The organism is Sphingopyxis granuli NBRC 100800 (genome assembly GCF_001591045.1).
Taxonomy (GTDB): Bacteria; Pseudomonadota; Alphaproteobacteria; order Sphingomonadales; family Sphingomonadaceae; genus Sphingopyxis; species Sphingopyxis granuli.
In genome coordinates this window covers 1-19,010 of record NZ_BCUA01000078.1, presented here as the reverse complement: position 1 = coordinate 19,010, position 19,010 = coordinate 1, and the positions used below count along the sequence as shown (strand labels likewise).

The 19,010-nt window shown below is 68.8% G+C and carries 15 protein-coding genes; 1 reads left to right on the top strand and 14 read right to left on the bottom strand.

Going from position 1 to position 19,010, the window contains the following annotated elements:
• From SGR02S_RS15460 to argH, 4 genes are all read right to left on the bottom strand, one after another.
• Positions 1–461: precorrin-2 dehydrogenase/sirohydrochlorin ferrochelatase family protein (locus tag SGR02S_RS15460; RefSeq protein WP_169799698.1), on the bottom strand; the 461-nt coding region annotated here is incomplete at its 3' end.
• Between the two features lie 158 nt (positions 462–619).
• Positions 620–1,879 (bottom strand): diaminopimelate decarboxylase, encoded by a 1,260-nt coding sequence (gene lysA / locus SGR02S_RS15455; protein ID WP_067111813.1) that lies wholly within the window; start codon positions 1,877–1,879, stop codon positions 620–622.
• A gap of 134 nt (positions 1,880–2,013) precedes the next feature.
• Positions 2,014–2,277, bottom strand: coding sequence for a hypothetical protein (locus SGR02S_RS15450; protein ID WP_067111811.1), 264 nt, complete (start codon positions 2,275–2,277; stop codon positions 2,014–2,016).
• Position 2,278: 1 nt separating this feature from the next.
• Entirely contained in the window at positions 2,279–3,649 is a 1,371-nt protein-coding gene (gene argH / locus SGR02S_RS15445; protein WP_067111807.1) for an argininosuccinate lyase, read from the bottom strand.
• On the opposite strand from argH, the gene SGR02S_RS15440 reads away from it, so the two are divergent.
• Complete coding sequence (locus SGR02S_RS15440) at positions 3,648–4,274, top strand: TlpA family protein disulfide reductase (protein WP_067111804.1); 627 nt, start codon at positions 3,648–3,650, stop codon at positions 4,272–4,274. The two genes, argH and SGR02S_RS15440, sit on opposite strands and share 2 nt — an antisense overlap.
• Positions 4,275–4,313: 39 nt before the next feature.
• On the opposite strand, the gene SGR02S_RS15435 is transcribed toward SGR02S_RS15440, so the two are convergent.
• The 10 genes from SGR02S_RS15435 to zwf all read right to left on the bottom strand — a co-directional run bounded on the left by SGR02S_RS15435 (position 4,314) and on the right by zwf (position 18,651).
• Positions 4,314–5,315, bottom strand: a complete 1,002-nt coding sequence (locus SGR02S_RS15435; protein WP_067111801.1) for an NAD(P)H-dependent glycerol-3-phosphate dehydrogenase — start codon at positions 5,313–5,315, stop codon at positions 4,314–4,316.
• 43 nt (positions 5,316–5,358) lie between these two features.
• On the bottom strand, positions 5,359–6,291 hold the full coding sequence (locus SGR02S_RS15430; RefSeq protein WP_067111798.1) for an alpha/beta fold hydrolase: 933 nt from the start codon (positions 6,289–6,291) through the stop codon (positions 5,359–5,361).
• A gap of 36 nt (positions 6,292–6,327) precedes the next feature.
• Complete coding sequence (locus SGR02S_RS15425) at positions 6,328–7,173, bottom strand: alpha/beta hydrolase (RefSeq protein WP_255211496.1); 846 nt, start codon at positions 7,171–7,173, stop codon at positions 6,328–6,330.
• 1 nt (position 7,174) lies between these two features.
• On the bottom strand, positions 7,175–8,623 hold the full coding sequence (locus SGR02S_RS15420; RefSeq protein WP_067111795.1) for a DUF3336 domain-containing protein: 1,449 nt from the start codon (positions 8,621–8,623) through the stop codon (positions 7,175–7,177).
• 17 nt (positions 8,624–8,640) lie between these two features.
• A complete protein-coding gene (locus SGR02S_RS15415; protein WP_067111792.1) occupies positions 8,641–10,194 on the bottom strand; it encodes a wax ester/triacylglycerol synthase family O-acyltransferase in 1,554 nt (517 codons plus the stop codon).
• A 121-nt stretch (positions 10,195–10,315) separates the two neighbouring features.
• Positions 10,316–12,670, bottom strand: coding sequence for a glycerol-3-phosphate 1-O-acyltransferase (locus SGR02S_RS15410; protein ID WP_067111790.1), 2,355 nt, complete (start codon positions 12,668–12,670; stop codon positions 10,316–10,318).
• Positions 12,671–12,797: 127 nt separating this feature from the next.
• On the bottom strand, positions 12,798–14,363 hold the full coding sequence (locus SGR02S_RS15405; RefSeq protein WP_067111787.1) for an HAD-IB family hydrolase: 1,566 nt from the start codon (positions 14,361–14,363) through the stop codon (positions 12,798–12,800).
• A gap of 106 nt (positions 14,364–14,469) precedes the next feature.
• Positions 14,470–15,090: a bifunctional 4-hydroxy-2-oxoglutarate aldolase/2-dehydro-3-deoxy-phosphogluconate aldolase gene (gene eda, locus SGR02S_RS15400; protein WP_067111784.1), complete on the bottom strand. Its 621-nt coding sequence runs from the start codon at positions 15,088–15,090 to the stop codon at positions 14,470–14,472.
• 105 nt (positions 15,091–15,195) lie between these two features.
• Positions 15,196–17,040 carry a phosphogluconate dehydratase gene (gene edd, locus SGR02S_RS15395; RefSeq protein WP_067111819.1) on the bottom strand — a complete coding sequence of 615 codons (1,845 nt, stop codon included), beginning with the start codon at positions 17,038–17,040 and terminating at the stop codon, positions 15,196–15,198.
• A 195-nt stretch (positions 17,041–17,235) separates the two neighbouring features.
• Positions 17,236–18,651, bottom strand: a complete 1,416-nt coding sequence (gene zwf / locus SGR02S_RS15390; RefSeq protein ID WP_067111816.1) for a glucose-6-phosphate dehydrogenase — start codon at positions 18,649–18,651, stop codon at positions 17,236–17,238.
• Between the last annotated feature and the right edge of the window lie 359 nt (positions 18,652–19,010).

The following is a 19,010-nucleotide window of genomic DNA, read 5'->3' as shown; positions in this document are numbered from 1 at the left end:
AGCGCGGCGTCGATCGCGCGGCGGCGGTCGGCGGCGGCGGGCCAGCGCGCCTTCATCGCGCCGCGCGCGACGTGGAGCGCAGCCGCGAGCGCGCCAAGACGCGCGGGGAGCAGCGCCTCGATACGCTGGCGCACCGCCTTGGCGAGACCCGCCGAAGCGCCGCCGGTGCCGACCGCGATGGTGACCGGCGCGCGGTCGACGATCGCGGGGGTGGTGAAGTCGCACAGGTCGGGACGGTCCACGACATTGACGAGCAGGCCGCGGGCGCGAAGGTCGGCGGCGACCGCTTCGGCCCCCTTGTCGAGCGCGACGAAGGCAATCGTCGCGCCCGCTTCCCATGCCGGGACGACCCGACCCCCGGCGCGCCCGATCAGCCGCGCTTTGGCATCGGCCGCCTCGCCTTCCCCGACCAGCACGACCGTGCGGCCGGAAAGGTTCAGGAAGATAGGAAGCTGGCGCATGGGGGACTATCTAGCAAATCCTCCCCCGCAGGGGGAGGGGGACCACCGAAGGTGGTGGAGGGGCAGGTGCGACCAAATATTTCCTCTCGACAGCAAGGCAGACCGCCTGTGCCCCTCCACCATGCTGCGCATGATCCCCCTCCCCGTTTCGGGGAGGATCAGTCGATCCAGTCCGGCACGCGCTCGGCGGCCATGATCGTCCCTGCGGCGATGCGGTCGGCGACGACGATGTAGCGGTCGCCGTCCACCAGCACCTCGGGCACGAGGCTGCGGCTGTTGTATGTCGAGGCCATCGTCGCGCCATAGGCGCCCGCGGTGCGGAAGACGGCGAGGTCGCCCGCCTCCACCGCGTCGACCAACCGGTCGCGCGCGAAGGTGTCGCCGGTCTCGCACACCGGGCCGACGATCGACGCGGTCATCTTGTCCCCGGTCGGCTTCACCGCGACGAAATCATGATACGCATCGTAGAGCGCCGGGCGTGCAAGGTCGTTCATCGCGGCATCGACGATCACGAAGGGATTGGTCGCGCCGGGCTTGACCCACAGCACCTCGGTCAGCAGCACGCCGGTGTTGCCCGCAATCACGCGGCCGGGCTCGAACAGCAGGGTGACGTCCCAGTCCTTGGTTACGCGCGCGACCATCGCGCCATATTCGGCCGGGCTCGGCGGATTGTCGTCGGGGCGATAGGGCACGCCGAGACCGCCGCCGAGGTCGACGTGGGTGATGCTGTGCCCCGCCGCGCGCAGGTCGGCAACAAGGCGGCCGGCGCGCTCGAACGCCGCTTCGAGCGGGTCGAGGCTGGTGAGCTGGCTGCCGATGTGGAGCGCGATACCGCGCATCTGAAGCCCCGGAAGGCCCGCGAGTCGGCCGAATATCTCCGGCGCGACGTCGATGCCGACGCCGAACTTGTTCTCGGCCTTGCCGGTCGAAATCTTGGCGTGGGTGCCGGCGTCGACGTCGGGGTTGACGCGCAGCACCGCGCGCGCGGTCATTTCCTTCGCCAGCGCGATCTGGGCCAGCGCGACGCCTTCGGCTTCATGCTCGATGTTGAACTGGCCGATCCCGCGGTCGAGCCCGAGCGCCAGCTCGGCGCGCGTCTTGCCGACGCCCGAAAAGACGATGTCCTCCGCCGCCATGCCCGCGGCGATCGCGCGTTCGAGCTCGCCGCCCGACACGACGTCGGCGCCATAGCCCTGCCGCGCGAGGACGCGCAGCACGCCGAGGTTGGGGTTGCACTTGATCGCGAAGGCGATGTGCTTCTTCGGCACGTCCTTCAACGCGTCGCGGAACACCTGCGCATGGCGCTCGAGCGTCGCGCGCGAATAGACATAGACGGGGGTGCCGATCTCCTCGGCGATGCGCGGCAGGGGAATGTCCTCGGCGTGGAGGACGCCGTCACGATATTGAAAATGGTCCATCTGGAAGATCCTTGGGTAGCTTCCCTTCCCCGTTCGCATCGAGCGAAGTCGAGATGCCCCCGACGAACGGCCCGAGGCCGATGGGTGTCTCGACTTCGCTCGACACGAACGGACTGCAAGGGAAGATTCTGAACTCAGCCCGGGGGCGGAAGGTCGAAATCGTCGGGTTCGCGTTGTTCGGAGCGTTTGAGAAGTTCGTCGCTGCGCGCGGGTTTGGCCTGCGCGTCAGGCGTCGTCAGCTCCTGCGTGGTGGGCGCCCGCGTCGCCCCGACCGGCAGGGCGGCGGGCGGCTGGCCGGCGACCGGCTTCAAATCTTCCTTCTTGCCGCACGCGCCAAGCGCCGCGGCAAGCGCGACGCCGGCCAGTGCGGCCGCGATGATGGAACGCTGTGCCGTCATCCTAATCCTCCAGCGCGGCGCGGGCGGCCGCGACGGCTTCTCTTACCCGCTCGGGCGCGGTGCCGCCATAGCTGGCGCGGCTGGCGACCGACGCTTCGACGGTGAGCGCGGCGAGCGCCGCCGGCGTCACCGCGGCATGGATTGTCGCCGCTTCGTCGGCCGGCAACGCCGAAAGCTCAACGCCGAGCTCCTCGGATCGTTTCACGCAGGCGCCAACGATATGGTGCGCTTCGCGGAACGGCACCCCCGCCTCGCGCACCAGCCAGTCGGCGAGGTCGGTCGCGGTCGAGAAGCCCGAGGCGGCGAGCGCGCGCATCCGGTCGGTGCGGAAGGCGAGCGTTTCGACCATGCCGGTCATCGCCGCAAGCGACAGCGCGAGCGCGTCGAAGGCGCCGAACACCGTCTCCTTGTCGTCCTGAAGGTCCTTCGAATAGGTGAGCGGCAGCCCCTTGACGATCACCGCGAGCCGCTGGAAGGCGCCGAGCAGCATCCCGGCGCGGCCGCGCACCAGTTCGGCGGCGTCGGGGTTGCGCTTTTGCGGCATGATCGAACTGCCGGTCGACCAGGCGTCGGGCAAGGACACGAAGCCGAAGGGCTGGCTCGCCCAGATCACCACCTCCTCCGCAAGGCGCGACAGGTGGATCGCGGCGATCGAGGCGGCGGCGCAATATTCGAGCGCGAAGTCGCGGTCGGACACCGCGTCGATGCTGTTCGCCATCGGCCGATCGAAGCCGAGCGCGGCGGCGGTGGCATGGCGATCGACCGGGAAGCCGGTGCCCGCGAGCGCGGCGGCGCCGAGCGGCGATTCGTTGAGCCGCGCGCGCGCGTCGGCAAAACGGCCCCGGTCGCGGCCGAACATCGCGACATAGGCGAGCAGATGGTGGCCGAGCGTCACCGGCTGCGCGACCTGCAAATGGGTGAAGCCGGGCATGATGCTGTCGGCATGCTCGTCGGCGCGGGCGAGCAGCGCGGCCTGAAGCGCCTTCAGTCCCGCGTCGATACGGTCGCAGGCGGTGCGGACCCACAGGCGGAAATCGGTCGCGACCTGATCGTTGCGCGAGCGCGCGGTGTGGAGGCGCCCTGCGGGCTCGCCGACCAGCTCCTTCAGCCGCGATTCGACGGTCATGTGGATATCCTCGAGCGCGAGGTCGACCGGCACGCCGCCCGCCGCGAATTCCCCGGCGATCTGCGCGAGCCCGGCGTCGATCGTCGCGGCGTCGGCGGCGGCGATGATCCCCTGCGCGCCGAGCATCGCGGCGTGCGCGCGGCTCGCGGCGATGTCTTCTTCCCACAAGCGTTTGTCGACGGGGATCGAAGCGTTTATCTCTTGCATGACCGCGGCGGGTCCGCCACCGAAGCGGCCACCCCACATGCTGCTCTTATCGGGAGAATCCGCCATTCGCCGCGTCCCAGATCCGAAAACCGTGCTGATCGCCCTGCTGCTCGCGGGGGCGGTCGCGGGCTGCGATAGGGAAAAGCCCGGCGCGGAGCAAGCGGCGACGCCGCAAGCAAATGTTTCGGCAGGCGAAGCGGCGGCGGACGCCGCGCATTTCGTGCATCAGGTCGATCGCGGCCAGGCGGGCAAGGCGGCGCCGACCGCGACCTTCCGCGGCCCCGACGACGCGCCGGTGACGCTGGCGGCGTTCCGCGGGCGTCCGCTGCTCGTCAACCTGTGGGCGACGTGGTGCGCGCCGTGCGTCGCCGAAATGCCGACGCTCGACGCGCTGGCCGCGGAGCGCGGCGACCGGCTGGCCGTGATCGCGGTCGCGCAGGACCTGCAAGGCGCAGAGATCGTCGATCCCTGGTTCCAGAAGGCGAAGCTGAAGGCGCTGCAACCCTATGTCGATCCGCAGAACGGCCTGCTCGACGCGGCGGGCAGTGCGCTGCCGACCTCGATCCTCTATGACGCGCAGGGGCGCGAGCTGTGGCGGGTGATCGGCGCGATCGACTGGCAGGGCGAGGAGGCGAAGGCGCTACTGGCCGAGGGCGGGGTTTAGAGAATCGCACGATAAAGTGCACCGTTCGCCCTGAACCCGTCAGCCCGGATGCGCCTCGTCGCCGACGGTCGATTTCAGCAGGCCGCGAAACACCTCCATCGCGGTCCGCCGGCCCTGCGTGACGTCGGACACGTCGCGCGCGATCGGCATGGCGATGCCGTAGCGGTCGGCGAGCGCCATGACGGTCGGCGCGCTCTTCACGCCTTCGGCGACCATGTGCATGTCGGCGATGATCGCGTCGATCGGCCGCCCCTTGCCCAGTTCGACGCCGACATGGCGATTGCGCGACAGCGGGCTGGTGCAGGTGGCGATCAGGTCGCCCATGCCGGTAAGGCCGGCGAAGGTTTCCGCGCGCCCGCCGATCGCGACGCCCAGCCGCGTGATCTCCGCCAGCCCGCGCGTCATCAGCCCGGCGCGGGTGTTGTCGCCCGCCCCCAGCCCGTCGCCCATGCCGACCGCGATCGCGACGATATTCTTGAGCACCCCGCCCAGTTCGCAGCCCAGCAGGTCGGTGTTGGTGTAGACGCGGAACAGACCCGAATGGAAAACGGGCTGGAGCGCGCGGACGACGATCTCGTCCGCCATCGACAGGACGCTCGCCGCCGCCTGCCCGCTCATGATCTCGCGCGCCAGATTGGGACCGGTGAGGACGCCGACCGGGTGACCGGGCAGCACCTCCTCGATCAGCTCGGTCATCCGCTTGCCCGACGCGAGTTCGAGCCCCTTGGTCAGGCTGATCACCGGCACCCACGGGCGCAAATGCCGGCGCGCCTCCTCCAGCACCGCGCGGAAGCTGTGCGAGGGAACGCCCATCACCAGCACGTCGGCGCCCGCCACCGCCTCGCCCAGATCGGCGGTGGCGCGGAGCGCCGGGGGCAGCTTGATGCCGGGAAGATATTTGCGATTCTCGCGATCGCGGTTGATGCCGTCGACCGTTTCGGCGTCGCGCGCCCACAGGGTGATCGGCGCGTTGCGCGACACCAGCGACGCGACCGTCGTCCCCCAGCTTCCCCCGCCGAGCAGCCCCACCTTCAGGCGCATGTGCCTCTCCCCTCCCCTGTTCTGGAAGAGAGTGGCGCGCGTTTCAGGGCTTGGCAAGAAACTCCCGCATCACCGCGGCGGTCGCCTTGGGATCCTCGACCATCGGGACGTGGCCGACATGCTCGAAGACATGGCTGCGGCTGCCCGCGATGCCGCGTTCGAGTTCGGCGACGCAGCTCACGTCGATCAGCCGGTCGTGGCGGCCCCAGATGATGAGCGTCGGCACCTTCACCTCGCCGAGGCGGTCGTTGAGCGGATGGTCGCGCATCTCGGTCGCGATCACCCAGAAGGCGGCGTCGAGCTGGTCGCGGTAGCGAAGCGCGTCGGCGTAGAGGACGGGCTTGAGCCGCTGGGGGATATGGGGCGGCTTGTGGACGACCATCGCCACCAGCCGGTCGGCGTCCTCCAGACTGGCGAGGACGAGCGGGTTGTAATCCTCGTTCGCGGCCTGTTTCTGAAGGTCGCTCTCGTTCGTGCCGTTGACTCCGGCATTGTCGAGCAGGATCAGGCTGGCGAGCGCGTCGGGATAGTCGAGCGCATAGCGCAGCGCGATCCACCCGCCCATGCTGTTGCCCGCGATATGCGGTCGCTGCAGGCCCAGCGCGGCGGCGAAGGCCTTCAACCGCGCGGTCTGCGCCGCGATGTCGTAGGCGAGCGCCGGGTTGCGCTCATTCTCTCCGAAGCCCGGCAGGTCGGGCGCGACGACATGATAGTCGCGCGTCAGATAGGGCGCGAGGAACGACCAATTGTCCTTGTCCCCCGAAAAGCCGTGGACAAGCAGCAGCGTCGGCTTCGCCGGGTCGCCCCCCTCCAGATAGGGCCAGGCACGGCCCTCGACGGTGACGCTTTTCTGCACCGTGCCGCCGCGGCGTCGCAGCAGCCAGCGCCCGAGCGCGACGAGGCGGCCGGGAAAGAGGAAATAGAGCAGCGCCAGCGCGATCAGCGGTGCGAAGACGAGGATGAGAAGGATTTTCATGGCGTCTCCTTGGCCCCTGTCTTTCGGGGGAAGGGCTTATCGAGCCCCCACATGCGCGTCGAACCAGCCGATCAGCTCGTCGAGCACCGCGTCGCGTTCGGGCTCGTTATAGATTTCGTGGAACAGGCCGGGATAGATTTTCAGCAGCTTGTCCGCCGACGACACATGATCGAACAGATAGCGCGAGCCGTCGGGCGCGGCGAGGCTGTCGGCGTCGCCGTGCTGGAACAGGATCGGCAGCGTGATCCGGGCGGCGCCCGCCTGCGCGGCCGCCATCGCGTCCATCAGTTCCTTGCCGAGCCGCGCGCCGATCTTGCCGGTGTAGACGAGCGGATCGGCGAGATAGGCGGCGACCACCGCCGGATCGCGGCTGACGCCGTTCGCGTCGAGCGCCAGCACGCCGAGGCGCGGAAAGAAACGCGACAGGAAGCGGCTGAGCGCGACCGTGACGCGCGACGGCGGCGCGGCGGGCATGATCGCGGGGCCGGAGAGCGCGGCGGCGGCGAACGCGTCCTGCCGCTCGATCAGGAACAGCGTCGCGATCAGCCCGCCCATGCTGTGGCCGAGGAGCAGGCGCGGCACACCCGGATGCTCTTCCTCGACGCGCGCGAGCAGTTCGGTCATGCCGTCGAGATAGGCCGAGAAGCGCGGCACGAAACCGCCCTCGCCGTCCGACCGGCCGTGGCCCCAGTGATCGACGGCCTCGACCGCATAGCCGGCGGCGTTCAGCCGCCGCGCGACATGCTCGTAACGCCCCGCATGCTCGGCATAGCCGTGGGCGAGCAGCACGACCGCCTTCGGCGGCGCCGCGGACGGCCAGTCGGTGACGTGCAGCCGGGCGCCCGCCGCCGCGGACCCCGCCGGCAGCGTCACCGCCGCCACGTCAGCGCACCGGCTGCTTGAGCGCCGAGGCGCGATGGCCGGGACCGTCGTCGCCGCCCTTATCGATCCGCGCGAGGATCGCATCGAGCGCGCGGCTGATCGCGGTCTGGGTGCGCACCATCTCGATCTTCGGCCAGGCGGCGCGCTGGCCGGTGTCGATCAGTTCGTCGATCTCTGCCTGGTCGAGGTCGCTCAATATCTTGGTCGGCGACCAGAATTTGGGCGGGCGGATGATGTTGATGTCGCCGGTATATTCCTGATTGATCACCGAACGCGCCATGTTGGCGAGGCTGTTGAGCGGCGGCAGCAGTTCGAGCGGCTTCTGGAAGATCACCATATTGGCGTTGAGCCACGCCTTGAAGGTCATCATCGACGCGTGCTGGATCGCCTCGATCGGCGCCATCTGCTTGCGCGTGTCGGTCGCGAAGGGCAGCGCGAGCGGGTTCGCCTGGCTGACGATATGATGATTGACGCCATAGAGGCGTTCGAGCCGCTTGGTCGGAATATCGTGCGTCACCGACCCGTCGACCCAGCGCCGGTCGGGCTGATAGGGCACGCGCTCGCCCCGGTCGTCGCGCGCCATCAGCGTCACCGGCGGAAACACCCCCGGCACCGCGCACGAGGCGAGCACCGCCTCGCGGATCAGCACGTTGGGCGCGGTGATCGCGTTGAGCAGGCGGCCGTTCTGGTGCTTTTCGGCCGGCGCGACCGAGACGTTGAGGTGACGGCCGCTGATCTCGAACGCCTGCTGGAAGGTCAGGTCGGGGATCAGCGCGGCGAGCCGGTCGCGCACCTCGTCGGCGGCCAGCCGGCGCAGTTCGGGGTCGCGGTCGGGGTTGGCGAGGCTGTCGCCCTCCAGGAAGGCGCCGATCTCCGCATCCTTGCGCGTGCAGATGATCGCGGCGACGATCGAGCCGCCGCTCGACCCGGCGAGGATGTTCGGCAGCACGCCCTCCGACCACAGCGCGCGCACGACGCCGACATGGAAATAGAGGAAGGCGCCCGACCCCGACAGCAGCAGCGCCGAACGGCCGTAGCAATGCTGGGCGCGGCGGAAGAAATCGCGCTTTTCGTCGCGCGGGATCGCGCGCGAGGCGGCGATCCGGTCGAGCGCGGACACGACAGCGGCGATATAATCCTCGATCAGCCGCTTCGTGCCGAAGCGCGATTTCTGATAGAGGCGTTCGTGCCCCATGCCGTCGATGTTGCCGTGGATGCCCTCGTTGAGGACGAAGAGCAGCCCCTTGACGTCGTTCGCCGCCGACAGCGCCTGCAGCCTTTCGAGCCGGGCGCGGATCGCGCGATAGTCGAAATTGCCGCTTTCGTCGGCGTTGCGCCACGCCAGCGCCCCCGACTTGCGGTCATGCTCCTGCGCGGCCTGCGACCATTGGCGATAATCGGCGGCGGTCGCGAGGTCACGGTCGGCACTGAGCGTCGGGGTAAAGAGCATATCTGGTCCTGCGTCGGCTATTTCTTGCGAGTCTTGCCGGTCGCGTTGCCTTTGGCAACCGATTTCGCCCGGCCTTTCGCGGGGGCCTTGGCCTTTGCCCTGGGCCGCGCCGGCGCCTTCGGCCTTGCCGTAACGGCCTTCGGCTTCTCCGCCGCGGGCTCCGCCGCCATCAGTTCGGCAAAGCTGTCGTCGATGCATTGGCGGAAGAAGGCGATGTCGGGCAGGATCGCGCGTTCGGAGATGATCGAAAAGGCGATGCGGCCGTTGTAGCTCGGCGTCGCGATGAACAGCCCCATGTTGTTGGCGAGCGGCGCGAGGCCGTGCTGCTGCACGAGCTGCGCCCCGGCGAGATAGAGCGGCACCTGCGCGCCGGGGACGTTCGAGATGAACAGGTTGGTGCCGCGCACCGCAAAGCGCTCGCTGGTCACGATGCGCGCGACCGCCGCCATCGTCGCGCCGGGGATATGCTGCGACAGGTCAGTCATGATCCGCGCGCTGACCCCGGCCTTCGCCTCCTTCGCCTCGACCGTATAGTCGCGGATCGCGGCGAGCCGTTCGAGCGGATCGGCGATGTCGGTTCGCACCGGAACGCTCATCGCCGAAACCTGGTTGCCCGGGGTCGATGCCTTTCCCGCCGCCTTCTCCTTGCCGCGCAGGTTGATCGGCGCGACCGCGACGAGGCTTTCCTTCGGCAGCTCGCCGTGCCGGTCCAGATATTTGCGAAGCGCGCCGCCGACGGTCGCGATGACGACGTCATTGACCGTCGCGCCGGGCACCTTGCGGCGCACCGCCCCGACATCGGCGAGCGCGACGGTGGTGCCGTCGAACATCTTGTGCGGGCCGACCGCGACGTTGAAGCGCGTTTCGGGGACGCCCGCGGCCATCCCGCCCTCGCTGATCGACTTGCGCGCCGAGGCCATGATCGCCGGTGACATCTTCATCAGCGCGTTCATGAACTTGACCGGCGATTGCAGCGATGCCGCCCACGCGCGCGCCGCCGCCTCCGCCCCCGACGGCGCCTGGCCGAGGTCCTCGACCGGCGGCGGCTCGGCGATCGCGGGGGTGCCCTTCGCGTCGATGTCGCTCATCGCGATGAAGGCGTGGGCGCCCGATGCGCCGTCGACCGCGGCATGATGGACGCGGTGCAGCATCGCGAAGCTGCCCTTCGGGATGCCGGGGATGCGGTCGAGCCCCTCGATCACGTAGATGTCCCAGAGCGGCCGGTTCATGTCCATCGGCTTCGAATGATAGCGCGCGACCGCGATGCAGAACTGGCGCCAGTCGCCGGGCTCGGGCAGGCGTGCGTGGCTGATGTGCGCTTCTATGTCGAAATGCTCATCCTCGACCCAATAGGGATGGTCGAGGTCGAAGGGCAGCCGGTGCAGCCGGCGCTTGAACAGCGGCGAGGTGTCGACGCGGGATTCGACGTGGCGGATGATGTCCTTGAATCGCACGAAGCCGCCCGGCGCGGTCGAGGGGTCGTAGATATAGACCCCCATGATATGCGTCAGATTGTTCGCGGTCTGCGTGTAGAGGAACTGGGCGTCCTGCGCGCTGAGTTGCTTGAGCATCACTTCCTCCTAAACCATCGTCATTGCGAGGAGCCGAAGGCGACGCGGCAATCCAGAGCCCGCGTAAACCGCTCTGGATGGCTTCGCTCCGCTCGCAATGACGAAGTTGAATAACCCACCGTCATTCTCCCGCAGCCGGCAGCCGGTCCGCGAGCGCCAGCGTCGCGAGGCGCATCGATTCCATGACGTTGGCGAGACCGCGCAGTTCCGCGAGCAGCGCGCGGCGCGCGCCGAGGCTGTCGGGGGTGGCAGGGCCCGCCAGTCCCATGTGGCGCATCAGCGCGAGGCCGTTGGCGAAAAGCAGCTTGCCGATCGCCGCCTGGCTGCTGATCCGGCGCAGCAGCCAGGCCTGCCGGCCTTCGGCGAGGGCGGTATCGATCAGCGCCTTTTCATCGACCGTGTCGCCCGGACGGGCGCGGGCGAGAATGTCGGAGACGACCGAATAGGCTTCGGCGAAAGGCAGCAGGATCGCGTGGCCGACCAGTGGCTGGCAGCGCCGGATGAGCTGCGCGACGCCGCGGTCGCCGTTCGCCAGCCGCTTCGCCCAGGCGGGGTCGATGCGCGCGAGTTCGGCCTCGATCGCGGCGCGATGCTCGTCGCGCGGCGGATAGAAGAATTCGAACTTGAACAGATCGCGCAGCCGGTCGACCCGGGCCCAGAAAGCCTCGGTCGAATCGCGGCTGTCGGCATCGCGAAGCTGGAACAGCGCCAGTTCGATCATCGCACGGTCGAGGAAGTGGTGCGCGATGATGTTGCGGTAATAGCTCGCCATCGGATGCCGGGCGGGGTCGATCGAATAGACATTCTCGCTCCCCGCCTCGTAGCGGGCAAGGAGGCCGCTGGCGACGAGCGTGTCGACGGTGGCCGAAAGCGCCGCCTCGTCGCCGGTTTCAAGCTCCTTGCTGAGGCGGATGCCGCGCGCCCGCGCCCAGGCGGTGACGGCGGCGATGCCCGCCAGCACCTCTCCGGCGGTCGCGCCGCGCGGTGCGGCGCCCAGCAGCATCAGGCACATCACCGATGTCACGGTCAGCGGCGTCACCCGGTTCGCCTCGACCGCGACCGCGAAGGCGATGGTCTCGAGCGCGCGCTTGTCCTCCGGCCCGGGCGCCGCGTCGATCACGATTGGATCGCCAAGGTCGATCCGGATGCGGCCAGACGGCTGTTTCAGGCTTTTCAGATAGCCGAGGAACCAGCTCAGCGATTCGGGCTTCTTGACGCGCCCGGCCTGTTCGGCGGCATATTCCTCGACATCGCGGATCAGGTCGAAGCTGGTGACGAAGGGGACGAAATGGACGCCGCGCGTCCCCGTCGCATGCGCCGCGTCGAGGACATATTTCATCAGCCCATATTTGGGCGGCATCAGCTTGCCGAGCCGCGACCGCGTCCCCTCGAACGCCCAGGACAGCGGGAAGCGCTTGGCGAGAAGCCACGCGATATAGTGGCGCAGGACGAGCTTGTAGACCGGCTGGTCCTGAAAACTGCGACGGATGAAGATGATCCCCGAGCGGCGGAAGAAGGTGCCCATCACCGCGAAGTCGAGGTTGGCGCCGCCGAAACTGTGGAGCATCGGCATGTCGTTTTCATAGGTCAGGCGGCTGGGCGTCGCGCCGTCGATATAGGTCTTGTGCGTGAACAGGATGCAGGTGGGATGTTCGCGCAGCACCGAGCGCAGCTTCGCCAGTTCGGCCGCGTCGACCTCCATTTCGGGCGCGTAGCCGCCGAACATCATGCGATCGAGCCGCGCGCGCAGATCGAGGAACAGCGCGCCGGGGGTGGCGATCACCTCCTTCATCAGCGGCCGTGCCTCGCGATAGAGGTCGGCGACGGGACGGCCGAGCTGCTGCGCGAGGTCGGCGAGCGCGGCGCGGAATTGCGGGCTGGTGCGCAGGCTGTCGGCGACGAAGCGCGGCACCTTGTAGCGGCTGCCGCGGATGCCGCGTTCGGCGACGTCGAGCGCGAGTCCCGCCTGCCGCGCGACGAAGCCCGCGAACTCGGCGCCGCCCGATTCGCATCCGTCGCCGCCGCCGGTCTGCGACAGGAAACGCGCCTGGAGCGCGCCCTGCGTCGCCGCTTCGCCGACCAGTATCTGCGCGCGGCGCCGGTCGCGCCACAGGATGAAGCGCGCACGCAGCGGCCCCGGCTGGCGCGGGTCGCCGAAGATCAGGTGGCGGAATTTGAGCGCGCGGTCGCGGTCGAAGCCGGGGATGCGCCACGCGACGCGCAGCGGCACCACCTCGCGCGCCGGACCGCCCGCCAGCCCGGCGCGAAGGGGATCGAGGTCGAGCGCCTCGTCGCCGTCGGCGATCGCCAGACTGACCCAGCGCGGCGCGCCTTCGCCCCCCAGATCGCCGGCGGTCGCGTGGACCCAGTCGAGCAGGATGCGACGCTCCACCCGGTTGCGGGCATCGATGATATAGAGGCGGTCGGCCGCCGAGGCCTGCGAAGCGACGGGCGCGCGGGGCGTTCCGTCGGCCACGGCCTCACCCCTCTCCCATCAGTGCGAGAAGCGTGGCGCCGAAACAATCTCCGGTTCGCAAAGACGGTCCAGGTCCGACGGCTGGAGATGGCTTCGCGACGCTCGCAATGACGCGGTGATCCATGCCCTAGGCTGTCCTTCCCTTTCGAGGGGAGAGTTTCTTCGTCGCCGGCTTTTTCCCTGGCGCCGCCTTCTTCGCGGCTGCGACCTTACGCGCGGTCTTCTTCGGCGGCGTCGCCTCGGCCGCCTCGCCTTCTTCCTCCTCCTGCCCCAGCGTGCGCAGGAACAGGTTGCGGACGTCTCGGACATGCGCGTTCAGCGTCTTGACGCTCCACTTCGACGTATCGACCGGCGGCAGCACGGTGACGCGCACCGTCGCGGGGCGCATCACGAACTCGTTCTTGGGCGCGACGTCGGTGGCGTTGTGGATGACGATCGGGACGATCGGCACCCCCGCCTGCATCGCGAGGTGGAAGGCGCCCTTCTTGAACGCACCGAGCTTCGGGGTCAGCGTGCGCGTGCCCTCCGGCGCGATGCAGATCGACTTGCCCTCGACCCTTATCGCGTCGACCAGCGGCTCCATCGCCTTGATCGCGCTCTTGCCGTCGGCGCGGTCGACGAAGACGGTGCCGCCCCATTCCATCAGCTTCCCCAATATGGGGATATCCTTGATCTCCTTCTTTCCCACCCCGCCCATGTCGCGGCGGATGAGCTTGGCGAGGATCATCACGTCCGCCTTGCTCTGGTGGTTGAAGATGAAGACGCAGGGGCGCGCCGACCAGAGGTGTTTTTCGTCCTCCACCTCCAGCTCGACGCCGGTGATCGCGGTCGCGAAATCGCCGAACAGGCCGATCGAGAAATTCGCCGCCTCGCGCTGCGAACGGGTCAGCGCCCAGATCGGCAATCCCGCGGCGAAGGCGCCGACGAGCGAGCCGGTCGCATAGAGGGTGCGGGTATAATCGACCCACGACGGCGTGCCGCGGCTGGCGAAGCGCTGGACCGGCCAGCCGCGCTCCTCGGCAATCGCCTTGAGCTTGAGGTTCGGGTTGAGCGGACGCGGCTTGCCGACGCGTTCGAGCAGTTCGATGTCGTCGTCGCTGTCCGAATAGAAATAGCTCCGGTCGAGATCGAGGCCATATTCGGCGGCCAGTTCCTCGGCCGCCAGCACCTTGCCCTCGCCGAAGCACAGCGGGCGGATGATCTCGCCGGTGAAGACCCCGTCCTCGACCTCGTAGGACGAGCATTTGATGTCGGCGATGCCGAGGTCGCGCGCGGTCGGCGCGATCTGGTAGATGGTCGCCGACGAGACGATCGCGACGCGGTGCCCCTTCGCCTGATGCGCCTCGATGATCGCGCGGGTTTCGGGGTAGATCTTGCGCGCGATATGCTTCTTGTAGAGTTCTTCGCCGAATTCGACGAAGCTGTCCTCGTCGACCCCCTTCATGAACCTGGCGGCGGCCGACATCACGCCCGAAAAGCCGATGTTGCCGAGGCTGTGCTGCGCGATGACGTTCGCGGTCTCGGCGATCTCCTCGACCGACATCTCGCGGCGCTGGAACTTCTCGCGCAGCATCGCGGTCGCCGAATAGCCGGCGATGATCGTTCCGTCGAAATCGAAGAGCGCGGCGATATGCGGTCCGGGTTCGGACGCGAGGACTTCTTCCAAATGCGGCTGCGGCCTCGGCACGCGCATCTCCCCCACCAGCGGCTGTCGCGCCGCCTTTCGTCGCACGATGACAGCAAAGACGGGGTTAATCAATGCGCCCGATTCGCCGCTCTGACGAAAGCCGGGACGAGGGTCAGGGACGGAGCGCCGCCGCTTCGCGCGCGAGCGCCTCGACCCGTGCGGGGTCGAGCGGGCCCGGCGGCACGACCCAGCTGCCGCCGACACACGGCACCGGGTCGAGCGCCAGCCATTCGGGCGCGCTCGCGGCGGTGATGCCGCCGGTCGGGCAGAAGCGCGCCATACCGAAGGGCGCGGCGAGCGCCTTCAGCGCCGGGATGCCGCCGCTGGTCGCGGCGGGGAAGAATTTGAAATGCGACAGGCCGAGGTCGAGCCCGCGCATGATATCGCCCGCACTCGCCACGCCGGGAAGGAAGGGAATGCCGCTCGCGACCGCCGCCCGGCCGAGCGGTTCGGTAAGACCGGGCGAGACGATGAATTCGGCCCCCGCGTCGACCGCGCCCGCCAGCATCGCGGGGTCGAGCACGGTGCCCGCGCCGACGACCGCGCCTGTCACCGCCTTCATCGCGGTCAGCGCGTCGAGCGCCGCGGGGGTGCGCAGCGTCACCTCCAGCACCGGCAGGCCGCCGGCGACGAGCGCCTCGGCCAGCGGCACGGCGTCCGCGACCCGGTCGATGACGATCACCGGGATGACCGGCGCCAGAGCCATGATCTGCGCGATGCTGCGATCGGTCATTTCAATCTCCGTTCGCCCTGAGCTTGTCGAAGGGCCGTTCTTTCTGAACCCGTTAAAGAAAAGAGCGGTCCTTCGACAAGCTCAGGACAAACGGGGTTTCGGGATTTAGACGACGGTCTCCATCGCCGCCAGGATCGCCGAGCCACCCCTTTCGGCTTCGTCGGCATGGAGGCGGAACAGCGCGAACAGTTCGCGCCCGACGCCGAGGCCGGGCGGCGGCGGCGGCGCGGCGGGCGGGCGCGCCGCCCATTCGGCGGCGTCGACCAGCGCCGCGACCTCGCCCGTCTGCGCACAGATGCGGACGATGTCGCCGTCCTTCAGACGGGCGAGCGGGCCGCTGACCCCGTCGAAGCCGGGCAGCGCCTCCGGCGACAAATGGATCGCGGCGGGCACCTTGCCGCTCGCCCCCGACATGCGGCCGTCGGTGAGCAGCGCGACGCGATGGCCCTGATCCTGCAGGACGCCGAGCGCCGGGGTCAGCTTGTGCAGTTCGGGCATGCCGTTGGCGCGCGGCCCCTGGAAGCGCACGACGACGACGACGTCGCGGTCGAGTTCGCCCGCCTTGAACGCGGCGAGCACCCGGTCCTGATCGTCGAAGATGCGGCACGGCGCCTCGATCGTCCAGCGATCCTCCGCCACCGCGCTGGTCTTGATGATCGCGCGGCCGAGGTTGCCCGCGAGCAGGCGCATGCCCCCGTCGGGCGAGAAGGGCGCCGCGACCGGGCGCAGCATCGCGTCGTCGCGGCTCTCGGCCGGGGCGGCCTGCCAGTGCAGTTCCTCGTCCGCCAGCACGGGCTCCGACGCATAATCGGCGAGCGTGCCGCCGACGGTCAGCACGTCGTCGTGCAGCAGGCCCGCGCCCAGCAGTTCGCGGACGACGAAGCCGGTCCCGCCCGCGTCGTGGAAATGGTTCACGTCGCCCGCGCCGTTCGGATAGACGCGCGCGAGCAGCGGCACCACATGGCTGAGCTCGTCGAAATCCTGCCAGTCGATGACGATCCCGGCGGCGCGCGCGATCGCGGGCAGGTGGATCGCATGGTTGGTCGAACCGCCGGTCGCGAGCAGGCCGACGATCGCGTTGACGATCGCCTTTTCGTCGACGCAGCGCGCCAGCGGACGATAATCGTCGCCGTTCCAGCCGATCCGCGTCAGCCGGTGGGTCGCGGCGCGCGTCAGCGCCTGTCGCAGCTTCGTGCCCGGATGGACGAAGGCGGCGGCGGGGACGTGGAGCCCCATCATCTCCATCATCATCTGGTTGCTGTTCGCGGTGCCGTAGAAGGTGCAGGTGCCCGGCGCGTGATAGGATGCGGCCTCCGCCTCCAGCAGCGCGTCGCGGCTCGCCTTGCCCTCGGCATAGAGCTGGCGCACACGCTGCTTTTCCCGGTTCGCGAGCCCCGAGGGCATCGGTCCCGCGGGGACGAGGATCACCGGCAGATGGCCGAAGCGCAGCGCGCCGATCAGCAGGCCGGGGACGATCTTGTCGCAGATGCCGAGCAGCAGCGCACCCTCGAACATCGCGTGGCTGAGCGCGACCGCGGTGCCCTGCGCGATGACGTCGCGGCTGAACAGCGACAGCTCCATCCCCGCCTGCCCCTGCGTCACCCCGTCGCACATCGCGGGAACGCCGCCCGCGACCTGCGCGGTCGCGCCGGCCTCACGCGCGAACACCTTGATCTGTTCGGGATAGCGGCCATAGGGCTGATGCGCCGACAGCATGTCGTTATAGGCGCTGACGATGCCGATGTTCATCGCCGCGCCGCCACGGATCGCCGACTTGTCCTGCTCCGCCGCGGCGAAGCCGTGCGCAAGGTTGCTGCACGACAGCGCACCGCGATTCGTCCCCGCGTCGCGCTGGCGCTGCATCAGCGCGAGATAGGCGGCGCGGCGCGGGGCGCTGCGACGGACGATGCGGTCGGTGACGGCGGCGACGGCGGGATGGAGGTCGGTCATGAGCATTCCAATCCCCTCTCCCCTTGGGGGAGAGGGATGCGCAGACTTGGCAGCTTGCTGCCTAGTCGAAGCTGGGTGAGGGTGTGAACGGCAGCGACAAAAGCAACGGCGGAGACCCTCATCCAACTCCGCCCAGTCGCTGCGCGACAAGACTTCGTATCCTTCTCCCCCAAGGGGAGAAGGGAAGGATGCGACTCAATCATGCCAGCTTGCCCCGTCGCGTTCGATCAGCGCGATCGCGCTCGACGGTCCCCAGCTTCCGGCGGTGTAGGCCTGCGGCGTGAGATCCACGGCGTCCCATGCGTCGCGGATCGCGTCGATCCATTCCCACTGCGCCTCGACCTCGTCGCGGCGGACGAACAGCGTCTGGTCGCCCTCGATGAAGTCGAGCAGCAGCCGTTCATAGGCGATGCGCCGTCGTTCGCCGGCGAAGCTGTGCGAAAGCGACACGTCGAGCGTCACCTCCTTCAGCTTCACCCCGTCGCGGTCGAGGCCGGGCTGCTTCGCCATCACCGTCACGCGGATATTCTCCTCGGGCTGCAGGTTGATGATCATCATGTTCGCGTCGAGATCGCCGCCCCTTCCGGCCGCACCGACCCGCGCGAAGATATTGTGCGGCACCGGCTTGAACTGGATCAGCACCTCCGACTGGCGCTTCGGCATCCGCTTGCCGGTGCGCAGATAGAAGGGCACCCCCTTCCACCGCCAATTGTCGATGAACGCTTTCAGCGCCACGAAGGTTTCGGTGTTCGACGCATGGCCGAGCTCGTCGGCATAGCCCTTGACCGCGACGCCGTCGACCGCGCCGCTCGCATATTGTCCCTTGACGCTGTGCGCCTTGACGTCGGCGGCGCTCATCCGGCGCAGCGAGCGGAGCAGCTTGACCTTCTCGTCGCGCACCGCGGTCGCCGACACGCTCGCGGGCGGCTCCATCGCGATGATCGCGAGAAGCTGGAGCATGTGGTTCTGCACCATGTCGCGCAGCGCGCCGACGCCGTCGTAATAGGAAACGCGGCCTTCGAGCCCGACCGTCTCCGCGACGGTGATCTGGACATGGTCGATCGCCTGCGCGTTCCACAGCGGCTCGAACAGCATGTTGGCAAAGCGCAGCGCGAGCAGGTTCTGCACCGTTTCCTTGCCCAGATAATGGTCGATGCGAAAGACATGATCCTCGGCAAAGGCGCTGGCGACCTGTTCGTTGACCGCGCGCGACGAGGCGAGGTCATGGCCGATCGGCTTTTCCATCGCGATCCGGCATTCGGCGCAGGCGATGCCCGCGGCGGCGAGCCCCTGCGCGATGGCGCCGAACATCGACGGCGGAGTCGACAGATAGACGCCGATCGGCCGCGCCATCCGCTCGCCGAGCAACGCGGCGAGATCGTCGTAGCCGCTGCCCGCGCCGGCATCGACCGCGCAATAGTCGATGCGCGCGAGAAAGCCGTCGAGGGCCGCGGCGTCGAGGCGATCCCCGGGCAGGTGATCGGCCAGCGCCTCGCGCACCTGGGTGTGGAAGGCGGCACGGTCCAGCCGGGTGCGCCCCGACCCGACGATCGTCAGCGTATCGGCGAGCAGCCCGTCCTCATGGAGGTTGTAGAGCGAGGGAAAAAGCATCCGGTGGGCAAGATCGCCGGTCGCGCCGAACAGCACCAATGTCTCGACCTTGACGTTCACGCGCTATCCCCTTGATCCTGTGCCCCCACGCAAATGGCGGATGCGTCCGGGGAATGCAACGCAGCATAGGTCGGCCGACCCTTGGAGTCCGTCCTGTTGGGCGAGGGGTTTGATGCACGCTAACGGGACAGACTCTAAGGCATTGATCCTGTTTGGATAACCACGCCGTGTCCCCGCGCAGGCGGGAACCCAGAGCGATGTGGCGCCGACCTTGGCTCTCCCCGCTCTGGGCTCCCGCCTGCGCGGGAGCACGCGGCTTTGCAAGCGAGCCGATCATGTTCCAAGCCCACCTCTGAAGA

Bases quoted from the DNA above. Each gene is read 5' to 3' on its own strand.
- lysA (WP_067111813.1), bottom strand. From the start codon at position 1,879: ATGGACCATTTTCAATATCGTGACGGCGTCCTCCACGCCGAGGACATT.
- SGR02S_RS15450 (WP_067111811.1), bottom strand. From the start codon at position 2,277: ATGACGGCACAGCGTTCCATCATCGCGGCCGCACTGGCCGGCGTCGCG.
- SGR02S_RS15440 (WP_067111804.1), top strand. From the start codon at position 3,648: ATGCTGCTCTTATCGGGAGAATCCGCCATTCGCCGCGTCCCAGATCCG.
- argH (WP_067111807.1), bottom strand. From the start codon at position 3,649: ATGTGGGGTGGCCGCTTCGGTGGCGGACCCGCCGCGGTCATGCAAGAG.
- SGR02S_RS15435 (WP_067111801.1), bottom strand. From the start codon at position 5,315: ATGCGCCTGAAGGTGGGGCTGCTCGGCGGGGGAAGCTGGGGGACGACG.
- SGR02S_RS15430 (WP_067111798.1), bottom strand. From the start codon at position 6,291: ATGAAAATCCTTCTCATCCTCGTCTTCGCACCGCTGATCGCGCTGGCG.
- SGR02S_RS15420 (WP_067111795.1), bottom strand. From the start codon at position 8,623: ATGCTCTTTACCCCGACGCTCAGTGCCGACCGTGACCTCGCGACCGCC.
- SGR02S_RS15415 (WP_067111792.1), bottom strand. From the start codon at position 10,194: ATGCTCAAGCAACTCAGCGCGCAGGACGCCCAGTTCCTCTACACGCAG.
- SGR02S_RS15405 (WP_067111787.1), bottom strand. From the start codon at position 14,363: ATGCGCGTGCCGAGGCCGCAGCCGCATTTGGAAGAAGTCCTCGCGTCC.
- eda (WP_067111784.1), bottom strand. From the start codon at position 15,090: ATGACCGATCGCAGCATCGCGCAGATCATGGCTCTGGCGCCGGTCATC.
- edd (WP_067111819.1), bottom strand. From the start codon at position 17,040: ATGACCGACCTCCATCCCGCCGTCGCCGCCGTCACCGACCGCATCGTC.
- zwf (WP_067111816.1), bottom strand. From the start codon at position 18,651: ATGCTTTTTCCCTCGCTCTACAACCTCCATGAGGACGGGCTGCTCGCC.